The organism is Acinetobacter sp. SFD (assembly GCF_001647575.1).
In the GTDB taxonomy this organism is placed as follows: domain Bacteria; phylum Pseudomonadota; class Gammaproteobacteria; order Pseudomonadales; family Moraxellaceae; genus Acinetobacter; species Acinetobacter pecorum.
This window is the reverse complement of sequence record NZ_LSZJ01000018.1, coordinates 40,877-59,494: the sequence shown is the minus strand read 5'-3', so window position 1 is coordinate 59,494 and position 18,618 is coordinate 40,877. Positions and strand designations below refer to the sequence as shown.

At 41.9% G+C, this 18,618-nt stretch carries 21 protein-coding genes; 2 read left to right on the top strand and 19 right to left on the bottom strand.

Features of this window, described 5'->3' with window-relative positions; genetic code table 11:
- Positions 1 to 87: 87 nt before the first annotated feature.
- The 15 genes from AY605_RS14650 to acnD form a co-directional block, all read right to left on the bottom strand.
- Complete coding sequence (locus AY605_RS14650; protein WP_064097106.1) at positions 88 to 528, bottom strand: YybH family protein; 441 nt, start codon at positions 526 to 528, stop codon at positions 88 to 90.
- A gap of 435 nt (positions 529 to 963) precedes the next feature.
- Positions 964 to 1,326, bottom strand: coding sequence for a 5-carboxymethyl-2-hydroxymuconate Delta-isomerase (locus AY605_RS14645; RefSeq protein WP_064097105.1), 363 nt, complete (start codon positions 1,324 to 1,326; stop codon positions 964 to 966).
- Positions 1,327 to 1,463: 137 nt separating this feature from the next.
- Positions 1,464 to 1,802 (bottom strand): zinc ribbon domain-containing protein YjdM, encoded by a 339-nt coding sequence (locus AY605_RS14640; protein WP_064097130.1) that lies wholly within the window; start codon positions 1,800 to 1,802, stop codon positions 1,464 to 1,466.
- Positions 1,803 to 1,924: 122 nt separating this feature from the next.
- Complete coding sequence (locus AY605_RS14635; RefSeq protein ID WP_064097104.1) at positions 1,925 to 2,371, bottom strand: SRPBCC domain-containing protein; 447 nt, start codon at positions 2,369 to 2,371, stop codon at positions 1,925 to 1,927.
- Between the two features lie 245 nt (positions 2,372 to 2,616).
- On the bottom strand, positions 2,617 to 3,006 hold the full coding sequence (locus AY605_RS14630) for a ribonuclease E inhibitor RraB (RefSeq protein ID WP_064097103.1): 390 nt from the start codon (positions 3,004 to 3,006) through the stop codon (positions 2,617 to 2,619).
- A gap of 246 nt (positions 3,007 to 3,252) precedes the next feature.
- Positions 3,253 to 4,185 carry a DUF4041 domain-containing protein gene (locus AY605_RS14625; protein WP_064097102.1) on the bottom strand — a complete coding sequence of 311 codons (933 nt, stop codon included), beginning with the start codon at positions 4,183 to 4,185 and terminating at the stop codon, positions 3,253 to 3,255.
- Positions 4,186 to 4,769: 584 nt separating this feature from the next.
- A complete protein-coding gene (locus tag AY605_RS14620; RefSeq protein WP_064097129.1) occupies positions 4,770 to 5,435 on the bottom strand; it encodes a pseudouridine synthase in 666 nt (221 codons plus the stop codon).
- Positions 5,436 to 5,517: 82 nt separating this feature from the next.
- Positions 5,518 to 6,231, bottom strand: a complete 714-nt coding sequence (locus tag AY605_RS14615) for an SIMPL domain-containing protein (protein WP_064097101.1) — start codon at positions 6,229 to 6,231, stop codon at positions 5,518 to 5,520.
- A gap of 121 nt (positions 6,232 to 6,352) precedes the next feature.
- Positions 6,353 to 6,601, bottom strand: a complete 249-nt coding sequence (locus AY605_RS14610) for a DUF6868 family protein (RefSeq protein ID WP_064097100.1) — start codon at positions 6,599 to 6,601, stop codon at positions 6,353 to 6,355.
- Between the two features lie 526 nt (positions 6,602 to 7,127).
- A complete protein-coding gene (locus AY605_RS14605; protein WP_064097099.1) occupies positions 7,128 to 7,391 on the bottom strand; it encodes a hypothetical protein in 264 nt (87 codons plus the stop codon).
- A 111-nt stretch (positions 7,392 to 7,502) separates the two neighbouring features.
- A complete protein-coding gene (locus tag AY605_RS14600) occupies positions 7,503 to 7,724 on the bottom strand; it encodes a hypothetical protein (RefSeq protein WP_064097128.1) in 222 nt (73 codons plus the stop codon).
- Positions 7,725 to 7,888: 164 nt separating this feature from the next.
- Positions 7,889 to 8,032 (bottom strand): zinc ribbon-containing protein, encoded by a 144-nt coding sequence (locus AY605_RS14975; protein WP_004645925.1) that lies wholly within the window; start codon positions 8,030 to 8,032, stop codon positions 7,889 to 7,891.
- A 107-nt stretch (positions 8,033 to 8,139) separates the two neighbouring features.
- Positions 8,140 to 9,108, bottom strand: a complete 969-nt coding sequence (locus AY605_RS14595) for a DUF4062 domain-containing protein (RefSeq protein WP_064097098.1) — start codon at positions 9,106 to 9,108, stop codon at positions 8,140 to 8,142.
- Between the two features lie 28 nt (positions 9,109 to 9,136).
- Positions 9,137 to 9,358, bottom strand: coding sequence for a hypothetical protein (locus AY605_RS14590; protein ID WP_064097097.1), 222 nt, complete (start codon positions 9,356 to 9,358; stop codon positions 9,137 to 9,139).
- 146 nt (positions 9,359 to 9,504) lie between these two features.
- A complete protein-coding gene (acnD, locus tag AY605_RS14585; RefSeq protein ID WP_064097096.1) occupies positions 9,505 to 12,120 on the bottom strand; it encodes a Fe/S-dependent 2-methylisocitrate dehydratase AcnD in 2,616 nt (871 codons plus the stop codon).
- Between the two features lie 505 nt (positions 12,121 to 12,625).
- Here acnD and AY605_RS14580 point away from each other — a divergent pair.
- Positions 12,626 to 13,351, top strand: coding sequence for a YgfZ/GcvT domain-containing protein (locus tag AY605_RS14580; protein ID WP_064097095.1), 726 nt, complete (start codon positions 12,626 to 12,628; stop codon positions 13,349 to 13,351).
- Between the two features lie 61 nt (positions 13,352 to 13,412).
- Here AY605_RS14580 and AY605_RS14575 read toward each other — a convergent pair whose 3' ends face one another.
- Complete coding sequence (locus AY605_RS14575) at positions 13,413 to 13,658, bottom strand: hypothetical protein (RefSeq protein ID WP_064097127.1); 246 nt, start codon at positions 13,656 to 13,658, stop codon at positions 13,413 to 13,415.
- 266 nt (positions 13,659 to 13,924) lie between these two features.
- Here AY605_RS14575 and AY605_RS14570 point away from each other — a divergent pair, with 266 nt between their 5' ends.
- Positions 13,925 to 14,722, top strand: coding sequence for a tetratricopeptide repeat protein (locus AY605_RS14570; protein ID WP_064097094.1), 798 nt, complete (start codon positions 13,925 to 13,927; stop codon positions 14,720 to 14,722).
- A gap of 80 nt (positions 14,723 to 14,802) precedes the next feature.
- Here AY605_RS14570 and AY605_RS14565 read toward each other — a convergent pair whose 3' ends face one another.
- The 3 genes from AY605_RS14565 to AY605_RS14555 form a co-directional block, all read right to left on the bottom strand.
- Positions 14,803 to 15,729 carry an AEC family transporter gene (locus AY605_RS14565; protein WP_064097093.1) on the bottom strand — a complete coding sequence of 309 codons (927 nt, stop codon included), beginning with the start codon at positions 15,727 to 15,729 and terminating at the stop codon, positions 14,803 to 14,805.
- A gap of 60 nt (positions 15,730 to 15,789) precedes the next feature.
- Entirely contained in the window at positions 15,790 to 16,899 is a 1,110-nt protein-coding gene (locus AY605_RS14560) for an NADH:flavin oxidoreductase/NADH oxidase (RefSeq protein WP_064097092.1), read from the bottom strand.
- Positions 16,900 to 16,992: 93 nt separating this feature from the next.
- Positions 16,993 to 18,261 (bottom strand): carbohydrate porin, encoded by a 1,269-nt coding sequence (locus AY605_RS14555; RefSeq protein WP_064097091.1) that lies wholly within the window; start codon positions 18,259 to 18,261, stop codon positions 16,993 to 16,995.
- Positions 18,262 to 18,618 lie beyond the last annotated feature (357 nt).

Genomic DNA, 18,618 nt, shown 5'->3' with positions numbered 1-18,618 from the left:
ATTTAGGACTTTCTCTATTTTTGTTACAAAGGTATTCCTGTAATCATTTGCAAAGATATTTCATTTAAATCTTTTCAGCCTGGTGGCTTAACTCACGCTTTTGATCCGACGCATTTTCCGGGTTTCGAGCTGTACCGGAACTGAGGTATGTTGATGTAATAATTGCCATTTGCCCTGCTGCTTGCTCAGGCACATGCTCACCCGACACCAGCCTAATTGAAAAATCGGTTCAATCACCGCATAGTTGACTCGCACATAGCCATCTACCATGGCCAGATCATGCGTGACATGAATGTTTATATTCTGCCGCTCTACACGTATTCCTTCGGGCATAAAGCGCCGATATTGTTGCCAGAGGGCCTGATAGGCTTCGACACCTTTCACCTCCATACTGACATCAACCAGACGGATATCGGGCCGGCACAATTCAATAATATCCTGAATTTCGAGTCTGGCTATGGCATTGTCCCATTCTCGAAGAAATGCCATGACTTCCCGAGCCAATTGTTGATTGCCAAAAACTTGCATAAAATTCCCCTTAACCGGACAATTCAGACCTTAAATCGAGGCTCACTCATCTCACCGGATTTTTGATCTTTTGTTTTTTATTATTCTGCTTATGTTAAAGCGCTGTTCTCGCTTCACTCTCTTTACTACCTGATCCGCCAAAACTCACCTGACATCATTTATACAATTATTTTTATTTCTCTCAGAATGAGCATGCTGTTTCATGATTGGATGATTCAGGAAGCAGCAGCAATCGAAATCTACTTTAGAGCTTTTCTCTCCTGTCTGTAAATGACATAAAACATCATTTAAAAATAGATTTTTTAAAAGTCTGCAGAAAGGAAAACAGGAATTCCTTGCAGACCAGTTAGCTTTATTATTTATAATTTTCAAACTGCAATTGATAAAATTTTAATACATTTAATTCTTATCCCATACTCCTGTCAACGCCAGCATTCAAATAACAACTTTACTATAAGTCTGCTTTGGCATTTCAATGATTTCCACACAGAGCTGTATGTTTAAGCCCGGCTGGGGCGCAATATATTGCTGCATCAGATCGAGTACCAATTCAGAAATTGCCTGACGTACTTCGACACTGCGCCCACTTAACAGGGAAATTTTGGCATGCACATAAGCTTGGTCTGTCACAACATCCAGTCCAATCACATAATCCTGCTGCATAATTGCCCGACTTTTTAAATCATTGGGATCGCTGACATAGCCGGCGCCCACAAGTGCCTGATGGATCGCGACCAATAAAGGCTTGATCTCGATGTGTTGCAGATTGTCAGAATATTCCAGATGCAGGTGTGGCATTGAAGGGGTCTCGAATCAGAAAGGTAAGGATCAGGGCGCTACAAAAATGGTCAGCCCAGCATTTATGGCAATATTGAGAAATAATAGGCTAAATCAGCCATGTTATTTCTCAACAGATTTCTTTAGCCAAGATCAAGTTAAGCTTTTTTTACATATTCAGATTTCAGTTTCATCGGCCCAATGCCTTCAATTTTACAATCGATATCGTGCCCATCGGCCGCATCCGGCAACAAGCGGATACTTTTCACTTTGGTACCCACTTTTACCACTGAAGATGAACCTTTGATTTTCAGGTCTTTAATGACCGTTACGCTATCGCCGTCTGCCAGCACATTGCCATTAGCATCTTTAATGATCACTTGCTCTTCAGTGATTTCGCCTTCTTTCCACTCGTGTGCACACTCAGGACAGATAAGTAGATCGCCATCTGCATAGGTATATTCAGATTGACATTTTGGACAGTTTGGCAGACCCATAAAAACCTCGAAAAAGAGAAAAATTAAATAAACAAACAAATAAGCGTACAGTATAGCATCTTTGCAGGCAGCGCTAATTACCAGAAAAGCTGGAATGCAACCAGCACCTGAGCTTGAAGAAATCAATGATCTGATATCTGTGGATTAACCAGTAAAGATAAGAGTTGCAGTGATTCCTGCCAGCTCAAATGACACACCGCCGGTGGTACCACATCCGGATAACCTACCTGAATAATATGTAAACTGGTGCCGATTGATACTTTTTCAAAGATGACGGTGACTTCTATTCCACCCTCTAGGTCCGGGGTAGAAAACTGATCGGTGTAACGCAATAACTGGTTAGGAACAACTTCATGATAAATGCCGTGAAAATGATGCTGGGTACCGGTAGAGAAATTGGTAAAAGTGGTTTTATAGCGGCCACCGGGTTTGATTTCCGCATGTTCAACCTTGGCAATGAAGCCATGCGGTGCCAACCATTTCGCCAATGCATCCGGATGCACAAAGGCACGATACACCCGCTCCGGTGGTGCACTGAACACACGATGCATTTTTAAGGTGTAACTCATTTGGTCCTGTCCTTTATTTATTCTTATTATTTTTATATTGAGGGATAGTCCCTGCATTTATAGTAAATGATCAGCTTGAGTTGAAAACTCATCTCGGTCATTTTATCCAGTTTTTATCTGGCCATATATAATGAGTATGTATCTATGTGCGAATTCAAGTTTTTTGCATAAAAATTGTATTGAACAGACAAAAAAAACCGGTAATCCCGGTTTTTTTTATTTAAATCATTTAAGTATAGGTTGGATCAGCTGCTGCGCAGGCTACTTTCTTCTTCATCCAGCTCATCGTCATAGACGTAGGCCATACAACCCCAGCCATCATATTCGCCCTGAAATTGTGCAGCGATTTTACTGAACCATTGCTCCAGATCCACAATATCTTCGTAAGCTGGCTCCATATACACATAAATCGTGATGATCCATTCCAAGGTATCGCTTTCTTCATCCTGAAACAGGCTGATTTTCTGTTCTTCTTTTAATAGATGCAGAGCACAACGATCCGCCTGTGCTTCATCAGCAAAGGCAATCGAAAATTCAATCTCATGTGCTTCCTGCAGATCGTCGCCATCCTGATGCATTTGCCACAGTACATTGCCATTTTCATCGTCAGGAAATTGATTGTAATCACGTGACATAGAAGTATCCTTATTATGATGCTGTTTTATTCTGCATTTAAGATTAGCTGATTTTTGTACAATTATCGAGAACAAGACAAAAAATATTATCTTTTAACCATAAATAAACACATGATTTTTATACATATAGAATGAATAACTGATCCACTCCTTCAAACTAAAAATCCTCAAAATATCAGGGTTTAAAGCAATATGTGGCCATCAGAATGTTCCAGAAAAATCGTTTAGACCTGTAGCCTTCATCATCTAGGCAATCTGTGGATGCGGGTGATTTTGTCGCAGTTGCAACAGCATTGCAGCAAACTTGAGCTCCTCTAAACGCAGGTTAAGATAGGACTCCTGAATCATGGCCTGACTCAGTGCCTGCCCAGTATAATTCAGTAATACATAATCATTCTTTAAGGCCTGCAGCATCTCGGCGAGATTGTCTGGGCTTAATTGGGAGAGGTATAAATCTGCTTTACTATTGAAAGCCAGACTGAGGATCTCTATCGTACTTCGACGGCGGTTATCATCGACATAATTACAGTTCGCCACCTGCTGTGTTTCTATGGCTTGCTGAATACTTTCACGGACATGACGCAGATGCCGAGCCGCATCTATTTCGCCATAATCCTCAAGCAACTGCTTTAAAAGGTGGGAAGCTGAAAACTGTAAACCAAAGCGCTTCTCCTGTATTTTATGCTCTAAAGCACTCAATACTTCCTGCAGGCGATGCTGCTGCCTGGCCTGTTCATAATAGCCTTGTAAACTTTCTCGGGCTTGCTGCTCAATCTCGGCTATGGCCTGCGCCTGAAACTGGACAAGATAGTCTTTGACTCTTGCAATATAAGCCTTCAGATCATCGATCATGATCGAGGCATCCAGCTTGGTCACCTCAACAAAGTTTTCGGCCTGCAAGGTCCGGTTAACAATGTATTGCTCGATATTCCAGATATCCTGATATTTTCTGTATTTATTCAGCGCAATGTTTAAACTGCCATTCTGTACCCGTAATTGGGTGATTTCATAATTCAATTCATCGACTTGAGTTTCATAATCTGTCAGCTTGCTACGTGAATGATCCAGATTCTCCTGTAAAAACTGGATATTGTTACGTAGTGAAGTCTGTCCCTTCAAACTCCATAACAAAGCAAATAGCAGAACACTCGCGAGAACGAAGAGAGCTATATTGAGCATCGTTCTTTCCTTTAACCCCGGGCATTGCCCTAAATTATTAATTTAAAAAAATTATTATAAAGTATTGGTTGATTTTGCATCATTTTTGGCAGGTAATCAAAGCCATTGGTCATCACTAAGTCATTCACTCATTTTATTTTTCTTTAATTATTATTAGGGATATGTCATGGACTAATAATTAGTCCAAACTACCTCCTTTCTAAAACAACTGAAATTTTTTTTATATCAAAGGATATATTCTTAAAGTTTAAAAATAATGATGGAAAAATTAACAACCAGTGAAATAAAGGCATCAGGCCTATAGCAGGAGATAAAAGAATAAAAATTCTCTAGGCTCATCATCAAGAGATAAACCGAACATTAAAAATTTATATGATTCATCATCAGCCAGAAAGGCAACTGATCAATACACGAATTTCACTGAAACAGGCTTGCCTAGATACTTTTTTGTAGCTGTTGCGGAAACAAATTCTCACATTTTTCTCTTCGGCCAACTCATGTTAATGGCATGATCATCATCATTTTTATGAGTTTAAAACCCGGATATATGACGAGATAACTATTTAATAAATCAATAAAATAAATCAGAATGGAATGTCTGCCTTGATTTCAACCGGAATACCACTCAAAGGCTGAGTAAAGGCCAAATAACTGGCATGCAGGGCCATACGATTTAAAGGACTGCGCTGAGGTTCGGGATGATAAATTTTATCACCAGTAATGGGATGTCCGATATGCAGCATATGCACTCGCAACTGATGGGAACGGCCAGTAATTGGGGTCAGTAGTACCCGGCTAATGTCTTGCTGGGGTAGATATTCCAAGACTTGATACAAGGTTTTGGCGGCCTTACCCAGTTCATAATGCACCATCTGACGCGGCCGGTTTTCCCAGTCGGTAATTAAGGGTACGTCGACGCTGCCCTCACCTTCAAGTTTACCTTGTACCAGTGCAACATAGTTTTTCAGTACGCTACGTGCCTGAAACATTTTACTCACCGCCACTTCTGCATCGCGGTGTTTGGCGAACATCAAAATACCAGAGGTGGCCATATCCAGACGATGGGTAATTTTGGCTTGCGGATATTTATCCAGCACACGTAAATAGGCACTGTCATGATGTTCAGGTAAACGCCCCGGAACCGACAATAATCCGGCCGGCTTTTCAATTACCACCAGATCATCATCTTCATAAACAATACGCAATGGTTCTTGCGGTGGACAATAGACAAAGTCATGGTTAATGGGCATTTTAGGTACAGCGTCGGGAATAATGCGCGCAAAATAACAAGCTGCTTTCAGGCTGTCAATTACAGTCCCTGACCAGCTCAGCTTAATCTGCCAGATAATAATCGACCGTTGAGACCACACGTACTTTCTTCAAATATGGCGTATTGCTGTCACGATCTTCAATACTAAACAGCCCCTGGTTGGCGGACTTGATTTTACCCAGACGACTTTTTGAATCTTCAGCGAATTTTTCTGCCACACTGCGGGCATTTTGTGTGGCTTGTTCAATCATCGCCGGTTTAATGTCATTCAGCTTGGTAAATAAATATTCTGTTCTTTGTCCAGAATCATCTCCCGCAAAGGCAATACCTTTTCTGCCCAAAGCCACCAGTCGAGTTTGTGCTACACGCACTTTATCTATTTTGTGGGTATAGACGGTGATGGTCTGGCTGGCAGTATAACGTAGCGCCACATTGGCATCACCACCATATTGCTGCGCGTATTTGTCGGTGATACTCGGGGACGCACTAGTAATTTCTTCCGCGCTAAACCCTTCATTTTTTAAAAAGGTCTGAATTTCCTGGGTATTGGTTTGCATGATATCGTACAGTTCGGCCAGATCCTGACTACCGGCATTAAAACGGATTGGCCATACCGCCACATTGGCTTTGACTTCGCGTTCTGCCAATCCTTTAACTGAAACTATGCGCTCATACTCTTTAATTTTCAGTGCACTATGACCCAGAATCCATCCTGCTATAATCATCCCCAAGCCGATCAAGGCACCTAAAATCAGTGCTGATTTGAATTGATTCATGCTTCAACTCCTTTGAAATATTATTAGTTTTTATTGATCCTGCCACGCAATACATTCACGATAAACTCATGCTGAACCAGTCTTATTCTTATCGTTCGAAGATTCAATCGCAGTTGAGTACCTAGCCTTGATTCATCAGATAAATTGCGACTAAGGGCGTCAAATTAAATAGCAGAATTCCAATTTTATAGAGTGCCATACCTGAATAATGAATCACATCGAAACTGGTATCTGACAGCCGAAACCATTTGCCATGCACTTGTCTTATCCAGCTTCGGGCAAATACAAACAGCATGAACCAGATCATGAGAATGACATAATTGATCAGTGTGCAAAACAGTAAAAACTGAAACCAGATATCGAGATTCATGCTGATTCCCCTGCGGGGCAACTCATGATTTTAAAATAACAGATCATCTTGAAAAATGAAGAATTGATTTGTATCTTATTGGAATGAAGATGAATTATAAGATAATGATTTATATATTTTAATTTTTATGATTTAAATTGAGCAGAGAATTTTTTAGGGTGTTAGGAAAACTCGCGATGGTTTACTTCAACTATCATTCTTGGTAAGACCTGATCTTATAGCCTATAAACTTTTGGTCTATAGCGTCCTAAGCCGAATCGAGACCTTTTGGGTTCGTACTGCACTCGCGTTTTGCGCCGCTCACAGCATGCTACTCTTTCCGATCCCATCACACCCTTGAGAGTTATATTAGGCAAAGATGGACGGAATTAATTTCCTATGTTTTTTTAATTTCGATTAAATCTGAAAATTTATTTCAATATCTACCCAAATAAAGAGAAATAAATTCTATTTTCATTTTTTTACGCTTTTTTATTCGATAAAAATGATCTTTGTTGCAATTTATATTCAGTAGAGAATTTCTATTTTATTGAAAGAAATTGCTCTGAATCCATTGTGCACTAAACCACCAGGCACTGATGGCTGACATCCCACAAAGGAGATTAGCCAAAACCTTGTTGAGTCTGGTCAGTTCAGAACTATAGATTTTCAGATTAAGCAGATAGGCGATCACACCATATAGTGAGCCAATCACCCCTCCGAAAAGAATCAAGATAAGCGGCCATGCGGAATAAAAATGGGCTTTTTGATCTAATTTTCCTGATTCTGGTGCATGCCCGTTAATGTCCATAGGTGACTGTCCTCTCTTTTATATGCACGGGTACTATTTCAAGGCAGCTATTTATTCTTTAAAAATATTTACCTTGATGGCACTATTAACAAAGCAAGAAGCAGACCAGTTTTAGCGTACAAACAGGTGACGAGTATGGTGATTAATATAGGCATTTAGTCCATCGCCATATTGAGCAAGCTGTTTCATGTTTTCGACATGCTGATAACCGGCACTGCTATAGCTATACGTATAGATTTTAGAGGTTTTCTTGAATTGCACACGAATAAATTCATTACCAATCTCATAGTTGGCAATACCTGAGTCGTGATTCAGATCAAGATAATGTTGCAATTGAGCTGCCTTAAACACTGTGAATCTAGAGTTTAAGATGAGGTTTTATTGATCAATTTTCAATCAAGTTTAAACTCTTAATAAAGATATATAGATAGCAAAAAGCCCTATTGAGTAATAGGGCTTTCATTCAAAACAGAGGGTAACTGTTTGAGTTTTTTTGCTTAGGCATTCTTATTGTTAAATTGATTGCCTTGGCATTTGGTACACGGTGGTAAACGATCAGTACCAATTTCTAAGTAGGTGCGGTGACCGCATTGAACACAAAAATAGAAGCCTGTTCCGGGTTTTTCGCCAGCAGTAACCATCTTTGTTCTCCATGGTTTTAGAAATGGTCTGTCTAGTATAACCCTCCAGTGATGAATGTCTATTGTCCATTTTTGTAAATGATGGTGGCATTTGGGCGAAGAATAATCTAGTTATTCTCCAAACCGATATCTTCTAAAACCTTCTTTTTTTCTATATAAGCTAAAAATTGAATGCCTTTTTTGGTAATCGCAAATCTACGATACTGTACACTTGCAACTTTTTCATTCTCAACTAGACCATGAATTTGTAATTTAGGACAAACATTAAAATATAAAAATGAATCTGTATCACTGATATTAATTCTATTTGTGACACCAGTAACTAATTTATCCTTACAATTATTAAATAATTCAAAAAGAGTCATTTCAAATTCTTTATCCTGAGCTGAAACAGAATCAGGAACTTTTACTTTAATATTATCTAAGACTCTAAATAATTCTTCAAAATCACTTGTGGAACTTGTGCTTTTCAAACTCCTTAGTTGACTATTTTCTTTTTCCAAATCTTTAATTTTTCTTCGTAAGTCATCTATTTCCGTAATCAATCCTTGAACATCCGGTATTTCATCTCCTGAAACCCATCCTGATAAATTATTCATTTGTGCTATTTCAGGTAGACTTTCCATTACAGTTAAACGGATATCTTTTAGATCGCTAAAAAAAGAACTCATGTTTTGTAAAACTTTTTCGCGAAAGAGTTTTAATTCAGCAGGTCTTTCTCTTTCTATAAAATCCAATCCATTAATCTTAATCTTTTGCTCAAGGGCATCATCTTCAATAACTACAGCAAATAAAGGTTTATTCGTCTGTACAGCATAATCATATTCTAGCTCTGTATAACTTATACCTTTACCAGAATCGATGCTGCCATAGCGACCACCAAGAATTAACATATAAACATCTGATTCATCAATCCAACGCTTGATGATCTCCCATTGGCTCTTATCCCCAGCTTTAAATAATTCCATTCCAGCAGGTATGTGGCCTGCTTTTAAAATTGAACTCACAGCGGCTTGTCGTTCATCTTTTAAGTCAATAAACGTAGATGAAATAAATACTTGTAATTTTTTATTCATATATTTCCCTTTCTAAATCTTCATCTTTCTATTTTACGTAAAGATTATTTGCATATAATTTAATATATGAATTAAGACCATCGCCAACTTGAGCCAATTTTTTCATGCGCTCCACTTTTTCAATGCCTGCACTACTATAGCTATAAGTATAAATTTTAAATGTCTTATTAAATTGGACTCTTATAAATGTATCCCCAAGTTCATATCCAACTACACCTGAATCTCCATCAATATCTGAATATTTTTGCATCACTCTAATCACCTATAAATAAAAAAACGCTCCAATCCACATTAGAGCGTTTTTTAAGCAATATCAACAACTTTAATCCACCCCTCCCTCCTTTAAAAAAGGAGGGAGTTCCCCCCTCTTTATCAAAGAGGGGTTAGCGGAGATTCTTAAACATTCCCTTCCAAAAAGTCCTGTGCAAAGCGCTGCAATACCCCACCCGCTTCATACACAGATACTTCTTCTTCGGTATCCAGACGACAGGTCACAGGCACTTCAATGGTCTGTTCCTTACCATCTTCCGTGGCACGTTCAATCACCAGAGTTAAAGTCGAACGTGGTGCAATATTCCCAATCACGCTATACAGTTCAGTACCATCCAGTTTTAATGTTTTACGGTCTGTACCCGGCTTAAACTCAAGCGGCAACACGCCCATACCGACCAGATTGGTACGGTGAATACGTTCAAAACCTTCAGCCACAATCGCTTCTACACCTGCCAGACGCACACCTTTCGCTGCCCAGTCACGGCTTGAACCCTGACCATAATCCTTACCGGCAATAATGATCAACGGCTGCTTGCGGTTCATGTAGGTTTCAATCGCCTCCCACATGCGCATCACTTCGCCTTCAGGCTCCACACGCGCTTTTGAACCCTGCTTGATGGTACCGTCAGAACGTACCACCATTTCGTTATACAGCTTCGGATTCGCCAAGGTTGCACGCTGTGCAGTCAGGTGATCACCCCGATGCGTTGCATAAGAGTTAAAGTCTTCCTCAGGTACACCCATTTTCCCCAGATATTCACCTGCTGCCGAGTCACGCACAATCGCATTTGATGGGGATAAATGATCGGTAGTGATGTTATCGCCAAGAATAGCCAATGGACGCATGTTGGTGAGGGTACGCGGTGCAGCCAGTGCACCTTCCCAATACGGCGGACGGCGAATATAGGTGCTTTGCGGACGCCAGTCATATAGCGGACTTGCTGCCTTTTTACGCTCACCCAGATCAAACATCGGAATATACACTTTCTTGAACTGTTCCGGTTTAACTGACTCTTTTACCAAGGCATCAATTTCCTCATCCGAAGGCCAGATATCTTTTAAGTAAATCGGATTACCGTCTTTGTCTGTGCCTAGGGCATCTTTTTCGATGTCAAAACGGATGGTTCCGGCAATCGCATAAGCGACTACTAGCGGTGGAGATGCCAGGAAAGCCTGTTTCGCATACGGATGGATACGGCCATCGAAATTACGGTTACCTGACAATACTGCGGTCGTGTATAGATCACGGTCAATAATTTCTTGCTGGATTTTTGGATCTAATGCACCAGACATACCGTTACAGGTGGTGCATGCATAAGCCACGATACCAAAACCAAGCTTTTCTAAATCTTTTAACACCCCGGCTTCTTCCAGGTACAGGGCAGCCGCTTTAGAACCTGGCGCGAAAGATGATTTTACCCAAGGTTTACGGGTCAGACCAAGTTCATTGGCTTTACGTGCCAGCAAACCGGCTGCTACGGTATTACGCGGGTTGGAGGTATTGGTACATGAGGTAATCGCCGCGATAATCACCGCACCATCCGGCATCAGACCTTCTGCTTCCTGTGCGCGAGCAGCTTCCAGATTACCGGCAATGCCTTTTTCTTTTAGGTCTGCCGTAGATACACGCGCATGCGGATTGGATGGGCCGGCAATGTTACGTGTTACGGTGGATAAATCGAAACGCAGCACACGCGGATATTCAGCCTGAGTCATCTCCGATGCCCAAAGTCCGATCTCTTTGGCATAAGTTTCAACCAGTTTCACCTGCTCAGGCTCACGGCCGGTCAAAGTCAGATAATCAATGGTGTTCTGGTCGATATAGAACATGGCTGCCGTTGCACCATATTCCGGGGTCATATTGGAAATCGTGGCACGATCACCGACTGACATGCTGTCTGCCCCTTCACCGAAGAATTCTAAATATGCGCCAACCACACGTTCCTTACGCAGGAATTCGGTTAAAGCGAGAACGATATCCGTTGCAGTAATGCCCGGCTGACGTTGCCCGACCAGCTCTACCCCAATGATATCTGGTAGACGCATCCACGAGGCACGGCCCAGCATCACATTTTCAGCTTCCAAACCACCGACACCAATCGAGATTACGCCCAAGGCATCGGTATGTGGTGTATGCGAATCTGTACCGATACAGGTATCAGGAAATGCCACACCATCACGATTCTGAATCACCGGTGACATTTTTTCCAGATTGATCTGGTGCATGATGCCGTTACCTGCCGGAATCACATCGACATTTTCAAATGCCGTTTTGGTCCATTCAATAAAATGGAAACGGTCTTCATTACGGCGGTCTTCAATGGCACGGTTTTTCTCAAAAGCATCCGGATCAAAACCGCCATACTCTACAGCTAAAGAGTGATCGACAATGAGCTGGGTCGGCACCACCGGATTGACTTTAGAAGGATCACCACCCTGGTCGGCAATGGCATCACGCAGGCCTGCAAGGTCAACCAGTGCAGTTTGACCCAAGATGTCATGACAGACCACACGTGCCGGATACCAGGGAAAATCATGGTCCTGTTTACGTTCGATGAGCTGACGTAAAGACTGTTCTAAAATGGCAGGATCACAACGACGGACCAGCTGTTCAGCCAGCACTTTGGAGGTATAGGGGAGTTTGGCATATGCGCCTGGCTGGATATCTTCAACGGCCTGACGCACGTCATAGTATTCTAACTGGGTGCCTTGTAGTGGTTTACGGTAGTTGTTATTCATAGCTTACCTGCCCTCATTCATTACTCTTTTTATTCATCAAATTTTCTTGATGACTTGTTTTTTAATCAAGGCATTGTACGCTGTCGAAAGTCCATTTCCCAAATCTTATAATTTTCAAAGCTTTAAATATGAAATATAGCCTTTTTACAGTAATTTACGCTTCACACTTTAGAATTTTGACTCTAAATTGTGATTTTTCTTAAAAATTGACCTGAATTTTTCTCATTCTTTAGTATGAGAAATTAATGAAAGCATAAAAAACCATCAAATTTCAGGCAGAATCTTTGTTCTATCCCCGCCCCCAAAAATTAGCGCTTGAGAAAAACAGTAAGTATTTTTGAAGGTAAGCTCATTGTCATTGATCTGCATTAGAAACATATCATCTCTACCTCCCAATTACCCCAAAAACCTCTTGATTTAGATTGTGGGCTTTTTTGTTTGCCTCTGTCTGATGCATGCTGCACAATAACTGCATTGATTTATAGTATTCAAACTGGGGCTTATTATGGCAACGTCTCCTGCTTTCACATTGTTTAGTCTAAATGGTGTCGATGCACAAAAATTCCTTCAAGGTCAGGTGACTTTGAATACTGAAACTTTGGCAGAAAACCAGACCCGCTATACTGCGATCTGTAGCCTGAAAGGACGGATTCAATTTGGCTTATGGCTTAAAAAGATCAGTCCGGAAAGCTTTGAAATCGTAAGCACTGAAGATCAGGCAACAGAACTGGCGAATCACATTAAGAAGTTTGGTGCTTTTTCAAAAATGAAACTGGAACTGGTCGGTCCGGTATATCCGGTCATCAATGGTATTTATACTGACTTCGTTGCGACTGAAACCAATGTCACCCTGTGGGAGCAGCAAGCCATTGAATCAGGTCAGGCCTGGATTCAGGCAGCTACCGCCAATCTGTTTCAACCTCAGGAATTGCGTTTGCATCAACGCGAAGGCATTCACTATGACAAAGGCTGCTATCTGGGTCAGGAAGTGATTGCGCGCTTATGGTTTAAAGCCAAGCCAAAACACTGGTTACATCTGGTTCAAGGTACAGGTGCCACACCTGCTGTGGCAACAAAACTGAATAATGATGTAGAAGTCATCAATAGCATCACGACTGATGCCGGTTATAAAGCGCTGGTGGTCGCAAAGCCTGAGGCATTAACCGAATTGGGCCTAGAAGTGCTGGAGCTTCCGGAAGCATTGAGTGGGGATGTCGCGCGTCCGCAATAATTCAGGTTCCGCCCATAAAAAAAGCCAAGATGAGATTCTTGGCTTTTTTTATTTTGGAATTTTAGAAACCGTGGAACAGTTTGTTCATGTCTTTCACGACATAGTCTTTAAAATGATAGGCTCGCGCATGTTTGGCATCAAACTTTGCCGTGAGTTCACCTTTTTGAAAGATATATACCCGGTCTTCCTGGCTAATCAAAAACTCTGCCCCAAGTTTCATCAATAACGCATCAATCTTGTCCTCATCGGCAATCGAGTCATCTGCGTTGATTCTGTCATAGTGACGTCTAATAGTTTTGACAAACATGCTGAAATCCTGGGAGTCTGATGCAAAGCGAGATTTAATCAGAGAAAATAGCTGAATTAAAGTAATCCTTTCAATATCTTTGGAATTGAGCGAAAACCTGTCCCTATCATGCATCGATTAAACCAGTGAATTATGTCCTGATGATTTGTATTTAGTGACAAATTACATATTTACAAAGCATAAAATCCTTTTATGATGATGTAAGTAAAAATGATTAAAACCGCACCAAGGAATAGGGTGCCAGCAATAATAAGGTTATAGGAACCATGAAAAAGTTAATCCTCGCGGTAGTTCTCGCAGCTTCTGCATCATTCGCTCTGGCAAATACCGCACAAGATCAAATCGATCCGCAATTTGAAAAAATTGAAGCTATGGTGAAAGCCAATAATTTTAAAGGCGCCTATGAAGCTTTAAGCAAGCTAGCCAGCCAAGGCAATGCCCAGGCTTTATATAACTTAGGTTATTTAACCCAGACTGGCCAAGGTACCGTCAAAGACGAGAAAAAAGCCATTCAACTCTATGAGCAGTCTGCCAGCAAAGGCTATCCGGTAGCCAATTATGTATTGGGTAAAAACTATGCAGCTGGCACACTCGGTCTCAAACAGGATTTGACCAAAGCCAAACAGCATCTGGAACGTGCCTCGGCAGCCAATTTTGAAGATGCCAGCGTAGATCTGGCGGTACTGCTATTTTCTGAAAATACGCCAGCCTCCAATAAAGCCGGTCTGCAAAAACTGCAACCGCTAATCAGCAAAGGCAATATGCAGGCCATTCATGCAAAAGCCTTATATGACATCAGCAGCGGTTTCAAAAACAAAGATGAAAAACCGATTCAGCAAGGCCTAAGCAGCATTCAGGAACTGGCAAAAAAAGGCTATATTCCGGCGCTGATGGCAGTAGGGAATATGTTTGCCAATGGCAGTATTGTTCCGCAAAACCTGCCAGAAGCGAAAAAAATCTTTGCTGCACTGGCGCAGCAAAATATTCCGCAGGCGAAAGAATCTTTGGCAGCAGTAGACAAAATGCTGGCTGAGCAGAAAAAAGCACCTGCGAAAAAAAGTTAAGTTGAATCAATAAATTTAAATAAAAAAGCCCCACACATCGGGGGCTTTTTTTAATGACAGAGCATTCATCTTCTAAAAGATTATCCCCACCATAAAGCAATCAAACCACTGGTCACCATAAAACCGGCAATAGTACTCATCAACAATGGGGTTAAGGCTCGATCATTCAGCCCATACGCCTGCCCCAACATGCCAAAAATCGTGGGCATTGGCAAAGCTGCAATCAATGTACCGGCACGAACCATTTCCTGATTTAAGTCCGTCAACTGGCTTAGCCCCAGATACATCAAGAGTGGCATGATAATATTGCTGGAAAATACCAGATAAAAACTTTGCAGGTTGACATATCTCAGGCTCATTCCCACGATACCACCGCCAATTGCGAACAGGGCCAGCGGTGAGGCAGTCTGACCAATCAAGGCAAACATCTGATCGAGATAGACCGGAATTCTAATCTGGAATACAGCACAGGCCATCCCGAGCATCACCCCCATAAACAGGGGATTTTTTAGCAAGGTGAGCAATGCACTTTTTAAAATGGAACCTGGATTCGCCTGATGTTGTGTCCCCATTGCCGCGAGTACCAGCACCAGCGGAATCAGCAATACACTTTCAATGATCACCACCAGAGAGGTATAGGTCATTGCCTGCTGTCCCATCAATAAACTCAGCACAGCCGTACCAATCAGACCGGTATTTGACATTGCGGCACCTAGAGACAGGACAGCACTTTGCGAATGCGTATTCTGAAAATACTGGCGCATGATCCAGAAGCCACTGCCATAGAGCACTAAGGTCACGCTGCTATACACTGCAAAGTATTCAAAATACCAGATTTCATGCAGGTCTTTGGAGGCAAGGGATTGAAAGAACAGCAAGGGTAAGGCCACTTTAATGACAAAAGCACCGACCGTACCTACCTGTTCCTTGCTTAATACTTGACTCTTTACAGTCAGATAACCCAGTGCCAATAATAAAAATATGGGCACAATGACCGCAAAAATCATAATGCACTATCCTCTTGCCAGCGATTTCCTATTATAAGAATTTCTGACACTAAAGCAGTGTTAAAAAGGCTCAAATAAATGATTCAACCCATGCGGGGCACTGCGCAGATATTGCGGTGAAATCTTGATTTTCTCTTCAAGCGCTGCGGCTGCATGCCAAGGCCAATGTGGATCGTACAGAATGGCACGGGCAATGGCGATGGCATCGGCCTGGCCTTTTTGCAGAATATCTTCTGCCTGCTCTGCTTCAGTGATCAATCCCACAGCAATCACAGGAATACTCACCACTTTCTTGATCGCATCTGCAAAAGGCACCTGATAATTCGGTTTCACATCAATGTGCTGTTTGACATGCAGACCGGCACTGGAAATATGAATATAGGCAGCCCCAGCAGCTTCCAGTGCTTTAGACAATTCAATTGAAGAATCAATGGTCCAGCTGTCTGGCTGATCCATCCAGTCGCTGGCCGAAATACGTACCCCGATCGGATAGCCTTCCGGAACTGCGGCCATCATGGCTTGCAATACTTCCAGTGTCAGACGAATCCGGTTTTCCAGTGAACCACCATACTGATCATCGCGTTTATTTGAAAGCGGTGACATAAACTGATGCAATAAATAACCATGTGCTGCATGCAACTCAATCATGTCAAAGCCGGCATCCACTGCACGTTCGGCACTTTTTGCAAAGTCAGCAATGACTTGCTCAATTTCTGAATGGCTTAGGGCTTTGGGTGGATGTTCGTCTGCCTGAAACGGCAGATTGCTTGCAGAAACGGTTTGCCAGCCATGGAGCTGATCTGGCGCGATCTGCCCTTTTCCTGACCAGGGTTTATCTGTAGAAGCCTTACGTCCGGCATGTGCGAGCTGAATCGCAAATGGCATTGGCGATATAGATTTGACCTTGGCCAGTAATGCTTTTATTTGGGCAGCTTGCTGATCATTCCATAAGCCTAAGTCGGCATAACTGATCCGGCCTTCTGGCTGTACCGCAGTCGCTTCCACAATACACAGACCCGCACCAGAGAGCGCATAACTTGCCCATTGCTGCTCATGCCAATAGGTGATTTCACCCTGATCTGTGGCTGAATATTGACACATCGGTGCAATAATAATCTTATTGCTGAGTGATAATGAACCAAACTGTAGCGGTTGAAATAATAATGTCACGTGGCATTCCCTCTTTCTTCATGTCAAGTATGATCGGGCAATAAAAAACAGGCTTTAATAAGCCTGTTTAGTTATAACGTGAAGCATCACTTTTTAGAAGATCAGGCGACTGGTTAAACCGAGCACGAGCGCATTATTTACGTTATTGCTTGACCCTGGATTCACCACATATTGCAGGTTTGGACGTAACATCAGCCACTTTGTTGCATTATAGCTATAGTTGAGTTCGATATTGTATTCTGCATCTGCATTCAAAGCTGGACGCGAATCTGCGAAGCGATGATTGACATGCACACGGTTAACCGCCAAGCCCAAAATATCGTTTGGCTGGCTGTCCGCAAGACCGATATATTTCACTCCGAGCTGTTGTGAATTATCGACCTTGTTGGTATCGCGGTCATGCCAGGTAAAGTTGGCAAATGAATGCAGACCCTGGCGGCCCTGACCTGTAGACGTTATCTGTTGTTCCACTGCTAACCAGCCTGCAAAGGTACGGTTTTTGGCATCTGCAGGATGGGCAATATCTTTCTGGTTGGCAACCTCATCAGCAGTATTGTACATCCCGCCAATACGGTAACTGCCTGGCAAGCCATTCACCAATGATTTCGGTGTCCATACGATTTCTGCAGGAATGGTGACGCCATCGGCATGGTCGGTATCCAGACTCCAGCCTTGACCTTCTTTGGCACCATTACCATTGTCTGGATTAAACTCGTAGACACCAACTTGTATCATAAGTTCAGGGGCCACTTGCTGCTTCACCTGTGCACCCCATTGTGCAACTGGCGTATTCATCCAGATATTGCCCTGCCATTTGCCCATTTGCGCTGCACAGAATGCCGTACTGGCAAAATCACAGGCCATGACATTAAAATCCATGCCCAGTCCAAGACGGCCTGCCTTAATACTGAGCCCCTGGTCTTTAAAATTCTTTTCAATAGACAGCTCGCTCAGGCGGCTATCCTGATTACCGCGTCCAAAAGTGCCTTGTACATTCGCCAACTGTGGGGCATTAGGATCCTGCAGATCATGAATAGAGGTACTTTGCCCCTGACGTGCAGTCATCGCGGCACGTATAGTGATACCTTCCCATCCTGCCAGTTTTTCCATGTCCAGTTGAGTACCCAGCCATAATTGGGCAGAAGTTAATGGATCTGCACCCTCATTACGGCCACCATCAGCAATATATGCCGTATCGGTTAACAGATTGGCTTCAAACTTGATCCCCTGTTGAGCCAGTTTTGTACGTTGACCATTCCAGTCCCCCAGTAAATACTGACCTTGTGGGTCAAATGCAGTTTCCGCTTGTGCGGTTGTCATGGCAGCCAACAAAGGCAATAGTGCTAGACCTAAATATTTCATGTAAAACCCGAACATAAGGAGAAAAACAAGCAAGGTTTTAAAAATTGCTTTCAGGCACATGAAGTTACATAAATTTTCATATAAATTCTCAGCATTTTTTTTATTATTGATTAAACTTTTAGTTATGCTTTAAATATAAAAATATAATTTTTATTTTAATATTTTAATATTTTAAATTATTTATCTATTTTTCAAATTCTTATAATTTAACCAATTTTCTCGTTAGGTTTATTCAACTAAAATTCTGCTAGAGAGACCTAAAAATAAAGTTCATTTTTCAAATAAAATACAGCTTAAATAAATATGGGGTATCCAGTCATTTTCCAATTATTTCCTTTAGATTAATGCTTGCAATCC